The 18,317-nt window shown below is 58.6% G+C and carries 16 protein-coding genes; 4 read left to right on the top strand and 12 right to left on the bottom strand.

Annotated features, from left to right (window positions below; translation table 11 throughout):
• Positions 1–204: 204 nt before the first annotated feature.
• The 4 genes from ACI3KQ_RS01855 to ACI3KQ_RS01840 form a co-directional block, all read right to left on the bottom strand.
• A complete protein-coding gene (locus tag ACI3KQ_RS01855) occupies positions 205–945 on the bottom strand; it encodes a DUF72 domain-containing protein (RefSeq protein WP_404954231.1) in 741 nt (246 codons plus the stop codon).
• 91 nt (positions 946–1,036) lie between these two features.
• A complete protein-coding gene (locus ACI3KQ_RS01850) occupies positions 1,037–1,711 on the bottom strand; it encodes a TetR/AcrR family transcriptional regulator (protein WP_404954229.1) in 675 nt (224 codons plus the stop codon).
• A gap of 254 nt (positions 1,712–1,965) precedes the next feature.
• Positions 1,966–3,273: an NtaA/DmoA family FMN-dependent monooxygenase gene (locus tag ACI3KQ_RS01845; protein WP_404954227.1), complete on the bottom strand. Its 1,308-nt coding sequence runs from the start codon at positions 3,271–3,273 to the stop codon at positions 1,966–1,968.
• Positions 3,274–3,477: 204 nt separating this feature from the next.
• Positions 3,478–4,698, bottom strand: coding sequence for an MFS transporter (locus tag ACI3KQ_RS01840; protein WP_404954225.1), 1,221 nt, complete (start codon positions 4,696–4,698; stop codon positions 3,478–3,480).
• Between the two features lie 273 nt (positions 4,699–4,971).
• On the opposite strand from ACI3KQ_RS01840, the gene ACI3KQ_RS01835 reads away from it, so the two are divergent.
• Complete coding sequence (locus tag ACI3KQ_RS01835) at positions 4,972–5,550, top strand: nitroreductase family protein (protein ID WP_404954223.1); 579 nt, start codon at positions 4,972–4,974, stop codon at positions 5,548–5,550.
• 113 nt (positions 5,551–5,663) lie between these two features.
• On the opposite strand, the gene ACI3KQ_RS01830 is transcribed toward ACI3KQ_RS01835, so the two are convergent.
• The 3 genes from ACI3KQ_RS01830 to ACI3KQ_RS01820 all read right to left on the bottom strand — a co-directional run bounded on the left by ACI3KQ_RS01830 (position 5,664) and on the right by ACI3KQ_RS01820 (position 10,098).
• Entirely contained in the window at positions 5,664–6,068 is a 405-nt protein-coding gene (locus ACI3KQ_RS01830; RefSeq protein ID WP_404954221.1) for a VOC family protein, read from the bottom strand.
• Between the two features lie 59 nt (positions 6,069–6,127).
• Positions 6,128–8,665 carry a TonB-dependent receptor gene (locus ACI3KQ_RS01825; RefSeq protein WP_404954219.1) on the bottom strand — a complete coding sequence of 846 codons (2,538 nt, stop codon included), beginning with the start codon at positions 8,663–8,665 and terminating at the stop codon, positions 6,128–6,130.
• Positions 8,666–9,033: 368 nt separating this feature from the next.
• The gene (locus tag ACI3KQ_RS01820) at positions 9,034–10,098 is read right to left on the bottom strand and encodes a hypothetical protein (protein ID WP_404954218.1); all 1,065 of its coding nucleotides are present in this window, start codon (positions 10,096–10,098) and stop codon (positions 9,034–9,036) included.
• A 553-nt stretch (positions 10,099–10,651) separates the two neighbouring features.
• Between ACI3KQ_RS01820 and ACI3KQ_RS01815 the strand changes: the two genes are divergently transcribed.
• Positions 10,652–11,893, top strand: coding sequence for a CaiB/BaiF CoA transferase family protein (locus ACI3KQ_RS01815; protein ID WP_404954216.1), 1,242 nt, complete (start codon positions 10,652–10,654; stop codon positions 11,891–11,893).
• 84 nt (positions 11,894–11,977) lie between these two features.
• Here the strand turns inward: ACI3KQ_RS01815 and fghA are convergent, their stop codons facing one another.
• The 3 genes from fghA to ACI3KQ_RS01800 are packed head-to-tail and all read right to left on the bottom strand — an operon-like array spanning position 11,978 to position 14,398.
• The gene (gene fghA, locus ACI3KQ_RS01810; RefSeq protein WP_404954214.1) at positions 11,978–12,856 is read right to left on the bottom strand and encodes an S-formylglutathione hydrolase; all 879 of its coding nucleotides are present in this window, start codon (positions 12,854–12,856) and stop codon (positions 11,978–11,980) included.
• Between the two features lie 3 nt (positions 12,857–12,859).
• Positions 12,860–13,267 (bottom strand): VOC family protein, encoded by a 408-nt coding sequence (locus ACI3KQ_RS01805; protein WP_404954510.1) that lies wholly within the window; start codon positions 13,265–13,267, stop codon positions 12,860–12,862.
• 18 nt (positions 13,268–13,285) lie between these two features.
• Positions 13,286–14,398 (bottom strand): S-(hydroxymethyl)glutathione dehydrogenase/class III alcohol dehydrogenase, encoded by a 1,113-nt coding sequence (locus tag ACI3KQ_RS01800; RefSeq protein ID WP_404954212.1) that lies wholly within the window; start codon positions 14,396–14,398, stop codon positions 13,286–13,288.
• Between the two features lie 100 nt (positions 14,399–14,498).
• Here ACI3KQ_RS01800 and ACI3KQ_RS01795 point away from each other — a divergent pair, with 100 nt between their 5' ends.
• Both ACI3KQ_RS01795 and ACI3KQ_RS01790 read left to right on the top strand, forming a co-directional pair.
• Positions 14,499–14,672 carry a LysR family transcriptional regulator gene (locus ACI3KQ_RS01795; RefSeq protein ID WP_404954210.1) on the top strand — a complete coding sequence of 58 codons (174 nt, stop codon included), beginning with the start codon at positions 14,499–14,501 and terminating at the stop codon, positions 14,670–14,672.
• 74 nt (positions 14,673–14,746) lie between these two features.
• Positions 14,747–15,103 (top strand): hypothetical protein, encoded by a 357-nt coding sequence (locus tag ACI3KQ_RS01790; protein WP_404954208.1) that lies wholly within the window; start codon positions 14,747–14,749, stop codon positions 15,101–15,103.
• Positions 15,104–15,243: 140 nt separating this feature from the next.
• Here ACI3KQ_RS01790 and ACI3KQ_RS01785 read toward each other — a convergent pair whose 3' ends face one another.
• Both ACI3KQ_RS01785 and ACI3KQ_RS01780 read right to left on the bottom strand, forming a co-directional pair.
• Positions 15,244–16,875: a long-chain fatty acid--CoA ligase gene (locus tag ACI3KQ_RS01785; protein ID WP_404954206.1), complete on the bottom strand. Its 1,632-nt coding sequence runs from the start codon at positions 16,873–16,875 to the stop codon at positions 15,244–15,246.
• Positions 16,876–16,964: 89 nt separating this feature from the next.
• Entirely contained in the window at positions 16,965–18,305 is a 1,341-nt protein-coding gene (locus tag ACI3KQ_RS01780) for an aspartate aminotransferase family protein (protein WP_404954204.1), read from the bottom strand.
• Positions 18,306–18,317: the final 12 nt, after the last annotated feature.

Here is an 18,317-nt window from a genome sequence, read left to right as displayed (position 1 = left end):
CAAAGAGAACCGAATAGAAGGTCAGCATCTGTGCGCCGACTGCAACCATCAGTGCAACGCCCTGAACAGTGTGTCGCATGTTTTTGTTTCCTGCAGATTTTTCATTTTGTTTTGCCTTTCGGCAAGCGTGCCTATGCGCCAGACGCCGATTCGTAACAATCGCAAAGGGCGCGTTCGCAGTTGCAGCAAATGCAACAGCCCCTGTTACTTCAATGCAACGATCATCGCCTGGGCAGCGGCGGGCGCCCGCACCTTCGCCCCGCTGATGAAAAAGGCGAACACGTCCCCATGGGTCGACTGGTCGCGTGCCATGCTGGCCCACGCCGCGATCTCATCGGGGGTGTATCCGGTCGGTTCATCGTCGCGCGTGCGCATCAACCGATCATAGCTGAACCCGACATCATGCCCCTTGATCGCGGGATAATCATCATGGTCGGCAAATACGACCGCCGCGCCCGCTCCCTGCGCTAGCGCCAGGAAGGCGGGGTCGTCAAAACTTTCATGCCGCACTTCCAGCGCATGGCGTAGCGCCACGCCGTCCACCTGCGCGGGAAGCAGCTTCAGGAAAGCGGCAAAATCGTTAGGGTCAAATGCCTTTGTCGGCATGAATTGCCAAAGGATGGGCCCCAGCCGATCACCCAGTTCGGCAATGCCCTGGTTGACGAACTTGGCGATCGATTCGCCAGCTTCCCCCAGAACGCGGCGATTGGTGCAGAAACGCGACGCCTTGACCGCGAACTGGAAGCCGTCCGGCACCGCCCTTGCCCAGTTGGCGAAAGTGGCGGGCTTTTGCGTGCCATAATAGGTCGCGTTGATCTCTGTCGCGGTAAGATGCTGGCCGACATAGGAAAGTTCATCCTTCTGTCGCAGCCCCTTCGGATAGAAGACACCGCGCCATGGCTCGAAGGTCCATCCGCCGATCCCGACCCTTATCCGTCCGGCCATATCTCTGCCTCCCGCCGTTCATTCTGACGGGCAACCACCGCCACTGCCACTGCCAGTAGAAGATGCCCGCCAGCGGGGGCCAGTGTCCCTACTACACCGATGGCAACGCCCTGATTTCCTCAGGCGTGACGTTTTTGGCGAAGGCCACCAGTTGCTTGATGGCGATGGCCCTGATCTGGGGCATCAAATCGCTACACAGCCTGCCATATCCAGCCACCACAGTTGATCCTTCGATGGTTGCGCTGATGTAGACGGAAACGATCTCCACCTCGCCAGGCGACAGGGCAGGATTGAGTTCAGCGACGAAGGACGCGATCAGGCCGTGGGTAAAGCGGTAAACCATCTCCACCCGTTCCGCGACGAATTCATTGTGATTGGCCATTGCCCACAATTCCGTGAACAGATGCGTCATCTTCTTCGTGCTGATTTCGTCAAGGCTGCCCCCGATGACGATCGCAAGCGATTCCTCGGGCGTCCTCCCCGCTTCCTTGAGGTAGCTTCTGACCTCTCCTGCATTGGGACTGAGCAGTTCTTCCAGAAGCACCTGGACCAACATTTCCTTGCGCGGAAAGTGGCGGCTGACATTGCCGACCTTCAGCCCGCATTCCGTAGCGATGCGGCGAAGGGTGAAGGCCGATGCGCCTTCTTCGATGAGGACATGCAACGCAGCCCGCAGGATCGCGTCGACCGTGTCGGATCCACGCGAATATATGCCGGGACGGGACGGAGCGACGAGCTTCGCCTGATGCGCCTGTTGATTGGTCATAATTCTCCGTAGCGGTGATTTGAACCGATGAATAGTTCTGCACGCCGTTGACGGCGGCTTCAGTTATGATCGTTCACCATTTGGATATCCAGACTGCCAATGAATTGACTGCGGGCCAATACCTGATGTTGGAGAGCAAGGCTGCCTGTCCGCAGCCTTTCATGCGATCGACCTGCCATGGCTGCCCAGTAGATCGAACCGATTGCCCATGGGTTGCGACCCGGCGGCATTGAACCGCCCGGTCGCCGCTCCGATCAAAATTCGCGCAAGATTTCGCGAAGCGTCGTGCCCTTATACTCGGTGCGAACCGCACCCGCCTTCTGCAAGGCGGGGATGACGCCGTTCACCAGTTCAGGCAATTGGCGGTTATAGCCCGATCCTTCGATCAGGAAGCCGTCGCCGCCGACCTCATCCATGACCGCCATCATCTTTTCCGCGACCTGCTGGGGCGTGCCGCTGAAGTCCATGCCGCTGGCGCCCTGACCGGCGGAGAATAGGTCCCGAATGGACTTGCCTTCTTCCCGTCCAAGCTTTTTCATGTGATCGAGCGCGCTGGTATGGCCGCCCGCCACGATGTCCTGCGGAACAGGGACATCCAGATCATATTGGGAAAAGTCCACGTCGAGCGAGGACGAGGCCATGACGATGTTGTGTTCGAACGAAGCCTGCTTTTCTGCCTCGGTCATTTCGTGTGGTTCTTCCCCTTCGGGCAGGATATTGACGGGCGTCAGGAACACCACCTTGATGTCGTCGGGGTTGCGGCCCTGCTTTTCAGCGCGGTTACGGATGTCCTCGCGATAGGCCTTCATGCCCTTGACGCCGCCGGTCATCATGCCGAGGACGACTTCAGCATTTTTGGATGAGAATTCGCGCCCACGCTCGGACGCGCCCGCCTGACAGAGCACCGGATAGCCCTGGGGACTGCGCAACGTGTTCAGCGGACCCCGTGAACGGAAATGCTTACCTTCAAAGTTGATAGTGTGCACTTTTGTGTGATCGACATATACGCCCGTGTCCGTATTGGCGACCAGGGCGCCTTCTTCCCATGAATCCCACAGCTTCTTGGTAAGTTCGACAAATTCGTCGGCCATGTCGTAGCGTTCTGTCGGGGGCAGCAGCTTGTCCATGCCGAAGTTCATGGCGGCATTCTTTTCGCTGGACGTCACCATGTTCCAGCCGGCCCGACCCCCTGTCAGGGAATCCACCGTCGAAAGCAGTCGGGCGAGCAGATAAGGTGGGTAGAATGTCGTCGATGCCGTCGCGATCAAGCCGATATGGGACGTGTCCTGCGCCATCACCGGCAACAGCGGGATCGGGTCGAGCTTGGGCGACAGGGTGGCATTCTTCAGGTCCAGCTCCATGGAGCCGCCATATCGATCGCCGACGATCACGCTGTCTTCGAACAGGATGAAGTCGAACTTGGCGGCCTCCAGCATTTTGGCGAGTTCCTTATGGTAGGATCCATCCGCCCATTGCGATCCGAATTCCTTGCCATCACCCGGCCATGAGGTGGCCCCGAATTTCGTGAAATATCCGAGGTGGAACTTCGTATGCGCCATCATGAACCTCTCTTGCTGAATTGGATCAACTTTGTCGTTCGAATAAAAACATGCCTGGGATGACTGGAAACGGCCTCTGCTGAAATCGCTTGTGACGCCTACCAAGGCTCATCCACATCTGACCGCAATAGTTGACGATCATCAACCATTGTCAAGCGTTAGATGATATGTCGGACAGAAAATCGTGTGACGAACGAATCGTCGCAGTCAGGCCGACCTTGCCGACGACAAAAATGTTACCGGCATATCCGGGTCCGTTTCTGCCTTTCGTGCCAGATGCCAACTGATGCCAAAGAATGTTGCCGCCGCAATCAGGCAGGCCGTGACTATCGCGACGAAAACGGATTCGAAGCCCCCAAATGCGTCATGCAGCCATCCTGCGGCAGGAGACATGGCAAATGTAAATGGCAGCGTCATTACGCCGAACAGGCCCAGGACCTTGGGCAAAGCCTCCACGCCATATAGCTGGACGGCTAGCGCGCTGATCGGTGGGAAAACCGACGCGCCGCAAAGTCCGATGAGGAAAGCCGAAACCGTCAAAGCGGGCAGCCATCCGGTAAGCCCCATGATCATCCAGGCAGCCGCAAACCCGATTCCCGCCAGTCCAAGCGTCTTGGCCGCACCAACGCGGTCGCTGGCGTAGCCGGCCAACAGCGATCCCAATATGCTGGACAGCCCGGCAACGAACAGCAGCACCGCGCCGGTTTCCAGCGAAACGCCATACCCCTCAACAATGGGCAGCATATGGGCGGCGCCCGCGATGGCCGTGCCATTGAGAATGCCGTCCCCCAGAACGATCAGCCAGAACAGGGCGCCGCCCATGATAACGATTTTCGGGGCGCGCAAAGCTGATGCTGATTCGGCGACCGGTTCCTGTTCATCCAAACCTTCTGTCGTCGGCTCTGCCACGCCCAGCATCAGCGGCAGCAACAGCAGATGGAGCGCGGCTATGGACAGGAAAAATACGGTCAAACCATAATTCTGGATAATATTGACCCCCAATAATGGGATCACCGTGGCCAATATCGGCAGATAGGCGATCCCCATTACCCGCCCCCGCGCATGGGGATACCAGGCGCCTGCCAGAACTGCGGGCGGAAGGACGGCGAACAGGGCGGCACCTGGACCGATCAGAAGACCACATGCGGCCAGCGCGACCGGCATGGACGGTGCAAAGGCGAGCACGGCATATCCAATCAGCGAGGTCAGAGCCCCCGCAGACATCACGCGCCGAAGCCCCCAACGGGCAATCAGCCCCGCAATCAGCGGGCCAAGCGCCGTCATGGTCAGTACGGTAAGCGACAACGCCATTGCCGCCGATCCCAAGGAGGCATGGTAGCGATCCTGTAGCGCCAGGACACTGACCCCCAGCCCGCCAAAGGCCGAGCCAGTCCCGACATTCTGTGCTAGCGTCGCCCGAAGAAGCATGCCACCACCGCGGCCTCCCAAACCAATGCCACGCGTTCCCATGCTTACATCGCCTGTCATGCACCCACCGTCTTTTCGACTGGCAGAGGATATACCCTGCCCGGTCCGATTGCGTCCACGAAAACGGAAAGCATGTTACCTGGTGCGCACGCTGCTTACCCCGAAATCGATGACAACTGTTGACAGGCGACAACCTTTAGTCAAGCCCTTCATCTCAATGGAAGTAAAAGCTACTCCTGGCGCTAAATCATTTCATGGAAGGAACGATCAGTGATGACCAACAGGCAGACCGACACCGCTCTGGACCCTATTTTTCTCCATCGTTGGTCGCCGCGCGCATTTGATGGGTCCGTCATTCCGGCCGGGGATTTGCGCACCATATTCGATGCGGCACGTTGGGCGCCGTCATCTTTCAATTATCAGCCGTGGCGCTTTTTATATGCGACGCGCGACGATGCCGCGAACTGGTCACGTTTCGTCGACCTGCTCATGCCTTTCAATGCGCTCTGGGCCAAGGAAGCATCTGCGCTTGTCATCGTAGTGAGCGAAACGACGATGGGCGCGCCGGACAAGCCAAGCCACTCGCACAGTTTCGACGCGGGCGCCGCCTGGGCCGCCATCGCGCTCCAGGCGCATCTGCTGGGCTATCACACGCACGGGATGGCGGGGATCGAGATGGAGAAAACCAGAACCGAACTGGGCATTCCCGACGGGTTCCGTATCGAAGCGGCGATTGCGATAGGCCGCATGGGCGACCCTGCGACACTGCCGGAAAAATTGCAGGAACGCGAGGTGCCAAGCGATCGCAAATCTCTGGAAGACATCGCTTATCCGGGCAATTTCCGGGGCTGATCCTTTCGCGCAAAAAAAGGGGCGGCACATCCGCGCCGCCCCTTTGTCCGATCATTTGCCGACCTGCCAGGCCCCATCCGGGCCACCAGCCATGATCAGCACAATCCGTGGCATCAGAGCAGTTCGACCACTTCGATCAAATTGCCTTCGGGATCGTCCACAAATGCCACTTTTACGCCATGCTCCGGTTGCGATTGCACAGGGTCGATCATGGCAGCGCCCGCCGCTATGGCCGTTTCAACGAACTGGTTGATGTCGCTGGCAATGAACCCAAGGATGACCGAATAGCCCGCTGGCTTTCGCGCGTCACAGAATTTGGTCAGCGTGAAGGTTCCGGTGCCGGGCGGGTCCGACTTGAAATAAACCTCACAGATAGGCCGGTTCCCGATTGTCGCTTCGGCGCGGCCTTCTTCGGTCAAGCCGCACAGGGCTTGATAAAAGGAGGACATTTTGTCGAGGTCCTCCACCACCAGTTTGGTAAATCCCAGTGGAAGACCATTTGTCCTACTGTCTGACATATTCGATACGTTCCTCCAAAAAAGGGGCGCGCGTTCAGCACGCCCTCAACAATTCAGTCTCATCCGCCAAATGAGTAACGCAGGCGGAGACCATACATCCTGGGTTCGCCATACAAGGTCGATGTAAAGAACTGCCCCGTGTAAGTGTTGCTGTTGCTGACACGATACAGCTTGTTGGCGAGGTTGGTCGCATAGAAGCCAACATCCATCCGGCTGCCCGCAACATTCCTCCAGTCGAGCGACAGGTTGAGCGTTCCGAATGGTTCAAGCCGCTCACCCGGCTGGTTCCCCGGAACGCTGGTGCCAGCCGTATGTTGCGCCGACGTGTGCGAATAGTTGACGAACATCGCAATCGTCCCAAGGTCGTTGCCCAGTGGTTGCTCGGCGGACACATGGAAGCTGTAGATGTACGGCGACACATATTGGAATGGAATGCAGGTCAGGTTCACAGTCGCCGGAGCGCTGATGACATTGCCGGTGCAGTCCTGGGTCGGGCTGCTCGGCTCAAACTCATATCTTTTGTACTTGGCGTCCGTGTAGCTGAAGGTGCCGCCGATTTCGACCCCTGGTATCGGGCGCAAGGATGCTTCCGCTTCGATGCCCTGAATTCTCGCGTCGGCCGAAAGGACGCGGGCGCCGGCCGCGCCGGTAGCGGAATTGAAGTCGCCCGTGGCCCGCTGGATGCCCTTATAGTTCAGATAATAATATGTCGCGTTCAGCCGAAGTGGCATGTTGGCCAATCGCACGTCCGACTTGAACCCGGCTTCATATGAAGTGACGAACTCTGGCGGGAAAGTACGGGTGTTGGTGAAAACCGCATTGGCATTTATACCACCAGCCTTGTAGCCCCGACTGATCTTTCCGTAGACGAGCAATTCTGGCGAGAATCTGTAGTCTACACCGACGTTCCAGGTCGGCTCACTGGTTTTGAGATTGGCGTTGAACCCGCAACCCTCAGCAGTGGCTGCCAACGTGTTGTCGGCGAAGCAGAAGAATGCGCCGGGGCCGAAGGCCTGGTACAAACTGGCTGAACCACTGACCTTATCCCAGGTATGCCGGTATCCGCCGGTCACTTTCAGGTTTTCCAAAGCAGGCGAAACCAGTCCCAGGTCCAGCGTCGTCTGGGCGTACAGCGCTTTGGACGTATTGGTGATGGCATATCGGATATCATACGCACCGCAGAGGGCTGGATCGCCGGTATAGATGGCCGGACAGAAGCCCGTCGCCCCCGCGCCCTGCTCCCCAGCCGGGCGCTGGTCGTAGTAAAACGCTCCCACGGTAAAGGTGAGAAGCTTGTCGAACAGGTCGCCTTGAAGCTGCAGTTCTTCGGTAAAGACCTTGAGATGGTCGCGCGGGAGGCGCGTCGGCGATGCATTCAGATAGGTGACCGGCGTTCCGTCACCCGGCAGGGTTACCACGCCCGGGGCCGGATATTCTCTGGGATCGCCATCGTCAAACTGGAAGATCGTTCCGTCGCTGTCGATGCTATAGGTCGTCTTGAAACGCTGATAGCTCACGATATTACGCAGCGCCAGTTCGTCGTTCAGGTTCAACGTCGATGTGTTGGTGATCCCCCAAGTCTTTGTATTCTGGAACGAGTTGCTACCGTGCGCCGTCTGCCGGGGTCCCCGCGCATTTGCCTGCGCAACTGCGGCCCTGTAGACGTCGCATGATGCGACAGCGCCGGGAATGGTCGGCGCTTCGTGACAGAAGTTGAATCCGGTGAAATAGGGGGTGGTGGAAAGCCCTTCGATGTTGAGGTGCGTGTTGACGACACCCGTGCCATGGTTCCGGGAATTCGCTCCATAAGCCATGGTATAGTTTTCGAAATTCTCCGTCGGCTTGAGGGTCAGCCCGATGCGACCGGAATACCAGTGCATATTGTCGCGGTCGGTGTTCCAGATAACGTCATGGGTATAGCCGTCACGATCCTGATAGGCACCGGCCACCCGCAGCAGGACCTTGTCATCGACGACCGGGATGTTGACCGCCCCTTCAAATTCCCTGTTGTCGTAATTACCGATCTTTGCCTGAACATAAGCTTCGAACTGATCAGTCGGCTTTTTCGGGACGAGCAGCACCGCACCCCCCGTCGTGTTGCGCCCGAACAAGGTCCCCTGAGGCCCGTTCAGAATCTGCACATTTTCCAGATCCACGAAATTGCCCGCGCCGCCCTGCTGCGGCAGTGAAATAGCGGCGGGCAATGGCACTTCGTTCAGGTAAACCACCACACCGGGGGATGCCTGAAACGTTGCGCCCTGCCCGCGGATCGTGAAACTCTGCGCTTCTCGCGCGGGCGTGCCGTTGGTGCCAACGACCAACGACGGAACGGTCGCCTGCAAATTCTGGGCCTGCGTGATGCCTTGCTGCTGAAGGCGTTCTGGCGAAAAGGCCGTGATGGCGATGGGAACATCCTGCGCGCGCTCGGCACGGCGCTGGGCGGTGACCACGATTTCAGTTGATGCGGCGTTTCCGTTCCCATCGAGACCGGCAGTCGACTGACCCCCTGTCAGCGCCTGCGCGGCACCGGCGATATAGATCGCCGTGATCGCGGTCGTGCACAGAAGCTTGGCGCTATTTTTCGTCACCCGTTTCATTGCATGTCCCCCTCGTAACAATGTCCCGATGTCGGAACATTATGTGACTGGCATTTCCCCGTTGAACCGTGCGGCCACCTTCAGGCGGTCTTGTTAAAGGTCATTGGAACGGCTTCGCGACAAGTGCGCTATCCGTTCCCTGCCTGTGCAAGATAGTTGACATGGTTCAACGATTGTCAAGGAAGAAGTGCAGCGAGCGACTGCTTTCGGGTGGGGTGGCGCATTGGGACCACAATGCCGACGGCATGGGAAACAGCGTATGTGCGGACCGCGCGCCTGGTCGCTCAGACGCATATGAAATTGGCGGGCCATGACTGGCCCGCCAACCTCATTCGTCGCTAACTGGCGCCCGAAAGCGCCCGCTATTGTCAGGCAGCCATGCTGTCGTCGGCGTCCGCCGGGATATTCGCCGGGCCGTTCACGGCAAAGACCTGGCTGAGCATGCCGATAAACTTGCGGTCGGTCAGCGGGTCGGTCGGCATTTCAAATGTAATGCCGCGGCGACGGACCTCATCGATCAACATATTCAACGCCTTTTCGTGCGTGATATCATCGGTGTGATCGAACGTGCGCTTCAGGTCGGCCATGTCCGTGAATACGCGCGCGCCCCAGTGCACCAGCAGGCGCATTTCATCTGCCGGTATCTGTTGGGTGACCTGTCCGTTGGTCTCGATGCGCCAGCCATCCTTAACGGTGGGATCAGGAGCCATCACGCTGCTGATGTCGAGGCCTGTGGGGCGACGCATCGCAACAGGGCCGGTCGCCTGGGCGTGATGGAACATCATTTCGTTTTCGGCGACAACGGCGCGACCCCACATGGGCGAGGTGATCTGCTGGGGTTCGCCGCGCGGACCGTCCGGCCAATAGTTGAAGCCACCGCCGATATTGCCCTTATAATACCAGCCCGTGACCTGCATCTTCTTGCTGCGCCAGTGGTCGAACATGCGGGACTTGGCCATGGTCAGGAGGAGCCAAAGCGGCGTGTTTTCCATGGTCATTCCGCGGAAAACCACGCCGTCCAGATGCGGCGGCCCGCCCAGAGGGGTCGGTCCCTGAATGTTGATCAGAAACGTCTCTGGCTCGGCATATTTGGCGCCCCAATAGTTGCGCGCCATTTCGAGGAACCTGGAGTTATAATAGCAGTCGTTGAGTTCAGGATAGAAGCAAACACCCTGACGGGCGATATACCCCCGGAACGTCCCGTTGCCCTGCAGGATCATGTCCCAGGTCAGCGTCACACCTTCAGGAATGACGCCACCGGTCGTCGCAATGACCTCTTCAGGAGACTTGAAGTTTTCGGCAAGGATCAGTGGCCATGGGCCATTATCGCGCACAACCTTGAAAATGCGCTGACGCTGGTCTTCCGTATAGGCGTCCTCGATCACGTAGGGCGGAGCGAATGGGCGGAATTGATCGGCGAAATCGGCGGTCATCGGTTACTCCCTTGATCAGCAAAAAATCCTGTCGCGCCATATGAAAGCGCGCGCAAGCTACCGCAACCCGCGCGAGTCGAGCAGCAGACAACGGGATGCTGTACTACAAGTTGACACTCGTCAACTGTTCTGGACCAATCAGTGTAGAAATCTATGGTGACATTTTTACGGCACAAGCGGTGGCCGGGTCAACAGCACCATATTTTATAGTGCGAGGGAGGGAAACCGCCGTTCCGCGGCCCGCGATGCCTTCAAAACCTCCTGCGCTCTCAGCGCGTTGCGGCAGGAAGAACCGCCATCGGTCATCCCCAATATCCCGCCCTCCAATATGAATTGAACGCGAACCACGCGCAGTTCGACGGCCCCGCATTACGACTCATGCTGCAATGACCCAGATTGCCAACCCGCTGGAGCGCGCCTATTGCCCGGCTCATCAGCAGCGCTGTTTGAAGAAGGAAAACTCAGGCGTATGACGCCTCCCAACCAAGGGTAATCACCCACCTGCGCTGTATTTGGAACTTTTGGCTACGAACTACATGATTGGCAGAGAAGCATGATGGAAACAAAAGCGGCCCTGGAGGGGGTGAAGGTTATCGACATGAGCCGCGTGTTCGCGGGTCCGGTCAGCGCGCAGATACTTGGCGATCTGGGCGCCGACGTGATCAAGGTCGAACGGCCCAAGGTGGGCGATGACGGACGCGGCTACGGCCTCGCCTGGGTCCCGGGGAAGGACGGGCTTGAAACCCATCAGTCCAGCTTCTTCACGGCGTCCAACCGCAACAAGCGTTCAATCACCGTCAATCACGCAAAGCCTGAAGGGCAGGACATCATCCGCGAGCTGGTAAGGACGGCGGACGTCCTGATCGAAAATTACAAGGTCGGCGACCTCAAGCGTTATGGCCTGGACTATGAAAGCCTGCGCGCGATCAATCCGCGCCTGATCTATTGTTCCGTGACCGGCTTTGGCCAGACCGGGCCGATGGCCGCCCGCGCGGGATATGACGGACTGTTCCAGGCCACAGGCGGCATGATGGCGGTCACCGGCATTCCAGATGGCCAGCCGGGCGCAGGCCCACTGAAAGCGGGACCCAGCCTGGTCGACTTCGTAACGGGCCATAATGCAGCGCTCGCGATCCTTGGCGCGCTGATGTATCGCAGCCGCACGGGTGAGGGACAATTTATCGACATCGCGCTGCTCGACAGTTCAGTGGCGATGGTCAGCCACATCATGCAGGATTATCTGATCGGCGGGGTAGCTCCACCTCGTTTCGGCAATGGCGGCAATGGTGGCGGGCCAGCAGACATCATCCACTGCACCGACGGCATCATGTACCTGAGCGCAGGCGGCGACGAGCATTGGCGGCGCCTGACCGTCCTGATGGAGCAGCCGGAATTATACGAAGACCCCCGCTTCAATTCCAACATGAAGCGCGCCAAGCTGCATCGCGTCGAATTGATGGACATCATCAATGAATGGAGCCGCAGGTTCACGACGGCTGAACTGCAGGCCATGTTCGATGGGGTTGGCATTCCCGCGGCGCGTTACAACGATCTCGACGAAGTGTGGGATGAACCGCAGGTCAAGCACCGGAACCTTCGCGCGGCAACACCGCACCCCTGGGCTGAAAGCGGTTCGGTGGACCTCATCGCCAGCCCGCTCGCGCATATGTCCAGGACCCCGGCCACAATCCGCACCGCCCCGCCGCTGATCGGCGAACATACCGATGAGATATTGAAGACGATCGGCTATGATGACGCCCGCATTGCCGACCTGCGGGCTTTGAACGTAATCTGATCAGGCGACCGACGCCCGTCGATGCCCTTATCCAGGGCGTCGACGGAATGCGGCCTTCGCTGCTCGGAACGGGTGAAGTCACGGCTATGCAGGTCGAGGACCTCGGCAAGATGCCCCGACTTCCGCCAATCGATCCGCGTGCCAACGAAGGTGGTCCGCCATGAAGGTGGAGATGAAATAATAGCTGTGATCATAACCCTCCCGAATGTTGAGGGTCAGATCGATATTCGCAGCAGCGCAGGCATCCTTCAGCAGATGGGGACGCAACTCCTGCTCCAGAAATGGATCTGCCGCCCCTTGATCGACCAGCAATGCTCCAGCCCTGGCCCCGTCCTCGATCAAGGCTACCGCATCATGTTTCCGCCAGGCGGCGCGATCATCGCCCAGATATCCGGTCAAGGCCTTTTCACCCCATGGAACCTGGCTTGGGGCAACGATGGGCGCGAAGGCGGAGATCGCCGCATATCGGTCGGGATGACGCAACCCAATGGTCAAGGCTCCATGCCCGCCCATGGAGTGCCCCATGATCGACTGGCGCGTCATATCCGCGGGGAAGTTGTCCGCAATCACTTGTGGTAGTTCTTCGGTGAGATAGGACCACATCTTATAGTTGCGGCTATATGGAGCTTCGGTCGCGTCAACGTAGAAGCCTGCTCCCAGACCGAAGTCGTAGGCGCCTGCGGGATCGTCCGGCACATCATCGCCGCGCGGCGAGGTATCGGGCGCCACGAAGATCAGGCCAAGTTCAGCGCATGCGCGCCGAAACTCGCCTTTCTCCGTCACATTTGCGTGATTGCAGGTCAGCCCCGAAAGATACCAGACAATGGGGAGATTCCCCTCCCCTGCCTGTGCCGGAACGAAGACCGAAAAGGTCATTTCTGTTCCGGTCATGCTCGACGCGTGCTTGTACACGCCCTGCACACCTTCAAAGGAACGACTGGCGCTGACCTGCTCGATCGCCATCGATCAGTTGCCTTCGGTAAAGCTATAGGCGCAGATTTTGTTACCGGCCGGATCGCGAAGATAGGCGGCGTAGGCTCCCGGCAGGCGCTGGCGAGGTCCAGCCGCGCCTTCGCAAACGCCGCCAGCCGCGAGACCGGCTGCGTGGAAGGCATCGACCTGATCCGTCGTTTCCGCTGCGAAACCGATCGTCACGCCATTGCTAGAAGGCGCTTCGCCGTTACTGGGCCGGAGAACCAGCAGGGCAGGCTTATCCTTGCCATAGAGAACGACATTCTCTCCAACGGAACCAAGATTCTTTACACCCAGGGGCGCCAGCGCAGCGTCGTAAAATGCAGACGAGCGCGCGAGGTCGCTGGCGCCAACACAGGTGTGCGAAAACACACCGTCCCCGGAGATAACTGCCATCTGGATGTTCCTCTCTTAAATTATTCAGAAAACGACCACGGACCTGATGCTTTCGCCTGCACGCATCAGGTCGAAGCCCTTGTTGATTTCTTCGAGTGTCAGAACATGGGTGATCATCGGGTCGATCTGGATCTTCCCGTTCATGTACCAATCCACGATCTTGGGGACATCCGTGCGGCCTTTTGCGCCACCAAAGGCCGTCCCCTTCCACACCCGACCGGTGACGAGCTGGAACGGACGGGTGCTGATTTCCTTCCCGGCCTCAGCCACGCCGATGATGATGCTTTCACCCCAGCCGCGATGGCAGCATTCCAGCGCCGTGCGCATGACCTCGGTGTTACCGGTGGCATCGAAGCTGTAGTCGGCCCCGCCATCTGTAACCTCCAGGATCCTTGCCACGGTTTCGTCGCGCGAAAGTCCCTTGCTGTTGATGAAGTGGGTCATACCGAACCGGCGACCCCATTCCTCACGATCAGCGTTTATGTCGATGCCGATGATCTTGTCCGCGCCCACCATCTTGGCGCCCTGGATCACATTGAGGCCGATGCCGCCGAGGCCGAAGACGACCACATTCTCACCGGCCTGCACCTTGGCGGTGTTGACGACCGCGCCCACCCCGGTGGTGACGCCGCAGCCGATATAGCAGCTCGACTGGAACGGCGCGTCTTCCCTGATCTTCGCCACCGCGATTTCAGGCAGGACGGTGAAGTTGGAGAAGGTGGAGCAGCCCATATAATGAAAGATCGGCTGGCCTTTGTAGGAAAAGCGGGTCGTGCCGTCGGGCATCAGCCCCTTGCCCTGCGTCGCGCGGATCGCTGTGCACAGGTTGGTCTTGCCGGACAGACAGCTTTTGCACTGGCGGCATTCGGGGGTGTAAAGCGGAATGACATGATCGCCCGGCTTCACGGACGTCACCCCGGGTCCGACCTCTCGAACGATCCCGGCCCCTTCATGTCCAAGGATCGAAGGGAAGATGCCTTCGCTGTCAAATCCGTCCAGCGTGTAAGCGTCGGTGTGACAGATGCCTGTCGCCATGATTTCGACCAGGACCTCGCCAGCCTTTGGTCCCTCCAGGTCCACCTCTACGATCTCGAGGGGCTTTTTGGCTTCGAAAGCGACGGCGGCGCGGGTTTTCATGCGATTTCCTCAACCTGGAATGACATGGCATGTCTAGCACTACGTCACAGAAGCGATAATATGATTTTTACTCAATCCACTATCGCCCAACAGGGATAATATGCGGTCCGGGGACGGGTTCGACGGCATGTCTTCGACGCATGTAAGCCGATCAGTCATGGCGCTGGAACGCCGCGTTCAGGCTCAGCTATTTCACCGGACGAGGCGAACTGTAAGTCTGACCGACACAGGTCGCATTCTCCTGGAACGACGCGAACGGATGCGAGACACCTAGCCACCCCAGCAACAGCAGCACTATGCCGTAGCAAAGCAAAATCGCCCAAGCTGTATTTACAAACGTTCATTACCATGCTTATCTCCGAGCCGTTCGCGCGTGTCGGGCGCCTGAGCAATTTCGTCATCTGGGCAAGCCAAATTTCAGTGAGAAAGCTGATGTTCGGAAAATCTGAGACTAATGGTTGTAAACGCCTGAAGAAAATCAGTCCGCATACGGTCAATCTGATGCAATCGGAAAGTTTCGTGCTGACAGACGAGTCTTTGAACGACGTATTCGGTATAAGCTACAACACCTGGAGAAAGATTTTGAGAGGTGATCCTGTCAGATCTTCTCTCGCCGACCGGCTTGAGCGCCGGGTCGCCGACAAGTCTTGTCCCCCCGATCCGGGCGATCGCCGTATCGGCGCACGCGTGCGGGCCGATACCTGAACTGAGTGGCATCGCCTTGGCTGGACGATTGAGATTTACCTTGTTCGGATTAGGGAAAACTTCGGGGTAGCGAAAGGTCTGGGTGCCTGGCGAAATATTAAGCCGACATGCAGCAACGGGCAAAGGGGATCATGTCGGCTTCAGACCAAGCCAGGCCCGGCTTTCGCGGACAGGCTCTTCGCGCTGCCTCCCACATAGATTTCACGCAGTTTCGCCTTGAAGACCTTACCGGTGGCTTGCCTTGGGATGCTGTCCACCAGAACGGCTTCCTCGGGAATCCACCATTTCGCGCACTTGCCTGCGAAATAGGCGATGAGATCGGCCGGATCGGGGTGGCAGCCAGCGCGAGGAACGACGATCAACAGCGGCCTTTCGTCCCATCGTGGATGCGGGACGCCGATGACTGCGGCTTCAGCGACATCGGGATGAGACGCAGCGATATTTTCCAGCGCGATGGAACTGATCCATTCCCCGCCTGACTTGATGACGTCCTTTTCGCGATCGACGATCTCGACATAGCCCGCTGGATCGACGACGGCGATGTCGCCGGTCGGGAGCCATCCATCGCTTGCTGCCTCGATGGCAGGACCATCGCCATCATAATAGCTGGACGTTACACTGGGACCACGGATCTGCAGGCTGCCGAACGTCTTCCCATCCCATGGAGCCTCCTTCCCATCTGCATCGACGATGCGAATGTTGAACGGATAGGGTGGGCGTCCCTGTTTTCCAAGCATGACGCGCCTGTCTTCATTGCCCAGATGCTCCCAATCATGGGGCGCGTTGAACAGGCCACCAGCACTTGTTTCGGTCATCCCCCAGCCATGGCAGGTTTGAACGCCGTATTTTTCCTCCAGCGTTTTGATCATCGACGGCGTGGGAGCCGTCCCGCCGACGATGACGCGCTCCAGCGAGTCTATGCGTTCGTCCTGCGCTTCCAGAAACTGGATCAGGTCGGTCCAGATGGTGGGCACCCCTGCGGCCAGCGTCACCTGTTCGGCGCTGATCAGTTCGAAGAGGCTGCGTGAATCGAGCCCGCTGCCCGGCAGGACCAGCTTGGACCCGTTCATCGCCGCAGCAAAAGGCAGCGTCCATGCATTGACATGATACATGGGGACTATGGGAAGCAGGCTGTCCCGGCGCCGCACCGCGAACCAGTCGATGCCCGAAATCACCAGGGATTGCAGCACGACCGAGCGATGGGAATAAAGGACTCCCTTGGGGGCACCGGTCGTGCCCGAAGTATAGCAGAGCGCCGACCCGGTTCGTTCGGGGATCACTGGAAAGTCAAAGGCGCCGGGCGCGGCTTCGACCAATTGCTCATAGGGCAGAAGCCCCGCAGCGTCTCCGCCGCCTGATCCCATGACGACAATGTGGCGAACATTTTTCAGGCTGCCCCTGATCTGCTGGACCAGCGGAACGAATTGCGGCTCAACCACCAGGACTTTGTCCTGCGCGTGATTGATGATGAATTCGACCTGTTCCGGGAACAGGCGAGGATTTACCGTATGGATGATCGCGCCCATGGCGGGTACGGCGAAATAGACCTCCAGATGCCGCAGCGAGTTGGTGGCCAGGGTGGCGACCCGGTCTCCCGCAACGACGCCCAGATCGGTCAGCGCATTACATAATTGTCGTGAGCGATTGAGAAGCTGTGAATAGGAACTGCGGACAATCCCGCCATCCGGCTGACGCGACACGATTTCGCGATCACCGTGGAACCGGTCGGCATGCAGCAGGATAGAGCCTATCGTCAGCTCAAAATCCATCATCGTCCCGATCATCTACAGCTCACATTCTTCGTGATTGGATATACATCGTCAATGCGGCCCGGCGGCAAGTTGCACCCGGTCTCCTCGCTTTACCATATCGGCCCTTCTCCGTTGTCAGGATGGGGAAGCTGACGGAGGCATTCCTCCGTAGCCGCACAGAAATTATCGATGTCTTGCGCAATCATGGCGGTGGAAAGGAACCCCATGCCTGCCCCCGACACATGGAAGCCCTTGAGCACAAGCAGCCGTTGCAGCACGACCATTGCCGCGCTTTCGGCGGGCGTATGCTGCTGGCTTCTATAGTCATGGACAGGCCGCTGATGCGTGATGATCTTGAACATCGACCCGACGCCCGTCACCTGCCCTGGAAACCCTGACGAGGTGAAGGCTTGCGTCAACCCCGCGCGGACACGATCGCCCAGCATGTTGATATGCGCAACCAATTCGGGGGTCAGCAGTTCCAGCGTCACCTTGCCCGCCGTCATTGTCACCGGATTGGCAGAGAAAGTCCCGCTCCAAGGCACCAACGGCCTGCCTGAATGATGATCGAAGACTTTCATCACCTCTTTCGATCCCACCAGCGCACCGACGGGAAAGCCCCCGCCGATGATCTTGCCGAGGACGGTGAGGTCCGGCTTTATGCCAAATCGCTTCTGGGCACCGCCATGGTCCAGGCGGAAGGATATGACTTCATCGAGGATGAACACAGCGCCGATCTCGGTCGCCAGCTCCCGCAACGTGGCCGCGAACTCTGGCGTTACATGGGTGAAGCCGAGATAGCTGGGCGCGGCGTCGAGCAGGATCGCCCCGATGCGATCCTTATGCGCACGGATGATCTGGGCGGCAGTTTCAGGATCATTGAACGGGATGACATAGACATCTTCCAGAAGTCGGTCAGGTACGCCCGCAGCGTAGCCAACCGACTTTGGCGGCGTGGAGAACTCCTCCTTGGGCGTGTCCAGGCTGACTTCGGCATAATCATAGGAGCCATGATAGCTGCCTTCGACCTTCACGATAGCGGGTCGGCCGGTGTACGCGCGAGCGGCCTTGATCGCCGACATCACCGCTTCGGAACCGCTATTGCTGAACCGGACATTTTCCGCGGACTCTATGCGGTCGCATAAGAGTTCAGCGAGCTCGATCTCAACCTCGGTCGGGTTGGTGTAGGCCGTCCCCAACATCAACTGCTTGGAAACGGCCTCTATGATCGCCGGGTTGGCGTGACCGTGGATCAGCGACGCAAAGTTATTGAGCAGGTCGAGACGCGCCGTGCCATCGACATCGGTGACATAGGCGCCCTTGCCGAATTTCGTGTAGACCGGGAAAGGCTCAAGCCATGGAACCAGACGTGTAATGCCGCCGGGATAGACCTTGAGCCCGCGTTCGTAGAGCCGCTTCGACTGGGAGTCTTCATCGGGCCAGATTGCCATTTTTAACCCCGT

The sequence above is a fragment of the Sphingobium sp. ZW T5_29 genome (genome assembly GCF_044987515.1).
Classification (GTDB): Bacteria; Pseudomonadota; Alphaproteobacteria; order Sphingomonadales; family Sphingomonadaceae; genus Sphingobium.
Note: the sequence above shows the minus strand (reverse complement) of the source record. Positions and strands in the feature narration are given on the sequence as shown.

Bases quoted from the DNA above. Each gene is read 5' to 3' on its own strand.
- fghA (WP_404954214.1), bottom strand. From the start codon at position 12,856: ATGGCGATCGAGCAGGTCAGCGCCAGTCGTTCCTTTGAAGGTGTGCAG.
- ACI3KQ_RS01845 (WP_404954227.1), bottom strand. From the start codon at position 3,273: ATGATGGCGCATACGAAGTTCCACCTCGGATATTTCACGAAATTCGGG.
- ACI3KQ_RS01840 (WP_404954225.1), bottom strand. From the start codon at position 4,698: ATGCTTCTTCGGGCGACGCTAGCACAGAATGTCGGGACTGGCTCGGCC.
- ACI3KQ_RS01795 (WP_404954210.1), top strand. From the start codon at position 14,499: ATGCGGTCCGGGGACGGGTTCGACGGCATGTCTTCGACGCATGTAAGC.
- ACI3KQ_RS01830 (WP_404954221.1), bottom strand. From the start codon at position 6,068: ATGTCAGACAGTAGGACAAATGGTCTTCCACTGGGATTTACCAAACTG.
- ACI3KQ_RS01855 (WP_404954231.1), bottom strand. From the start codon at position 945: ATGGCCGGACGGATAAGGGTCGGGATCGGCGGATGGACCTTCGAGCCA.
- ACI3KQ_RS01820 (WP_404954218.1), bottom strand. From the start codon at position 10,098: ATGACCGCCGATTTCGCCGATCAATTCCGCCCATTCGCTCCGCCCTAC.
- ACI3KQ_RS01825 (WP_404954219.1), bottom strand. From the start codon at position 8,665: ATGAAACGGGTGACGAAAAATAGCGCCAAGCTTCTGTGCACGACCGCG.
- ACI3KQ_RS01780 (WP_404954204.1), bottom strand. From the start codon at position 18,305: ATGGCAATCTGGCCCGATGAAGACTCCCAGTCGAAGCGGCTCTACGAA.
- ACI3KQ_RS01835 (WP_404954223.1), top strand. From the start codon at position 4,972: ATGACCAACAGGCAGACCGACACCGCTCTGGACCCTATTTTTCTCCAT.
- ACI3KQ_RS01850 (WP_404954229.1), bottom strand. From the start codon at position 1,711: ATGACCAATCAACAGGCGCATCAGGCGAAGCTCGTCGCTCCGTCCCGT.
- ACI3KQ_RS01815 (WP_404954216.1), top strand. From the start codon at position 10,652: ATGATGGAAACAAAAGCGGCCCTGGAGGGGGTGAAGGTTATCGACATG.
- ACI3KQ_RS01790 (WP_404954208.1), top strand. From the start codon at position 14,747: ATGCTTATCTCCGAGCCGTTCGCGCGTGTCGGGCGCCTGAGCAATTTC.
- ACI3KQ_RS01800 (WP_404954212.1), bottom strand. From the start codon at position 14,398: ATGAAAACCCGCGCCGCCGTCGCTTTCGAAGCCAAAAAGCCCCTCGAG.
- ACI3KQ_RS01785 (WP_404954206.1), bottom strand. From the start codon at position 16,875: ATGATGGATTTTGAGCTGACGATAGGCTCTATCCTGCTGCATGCCGAC.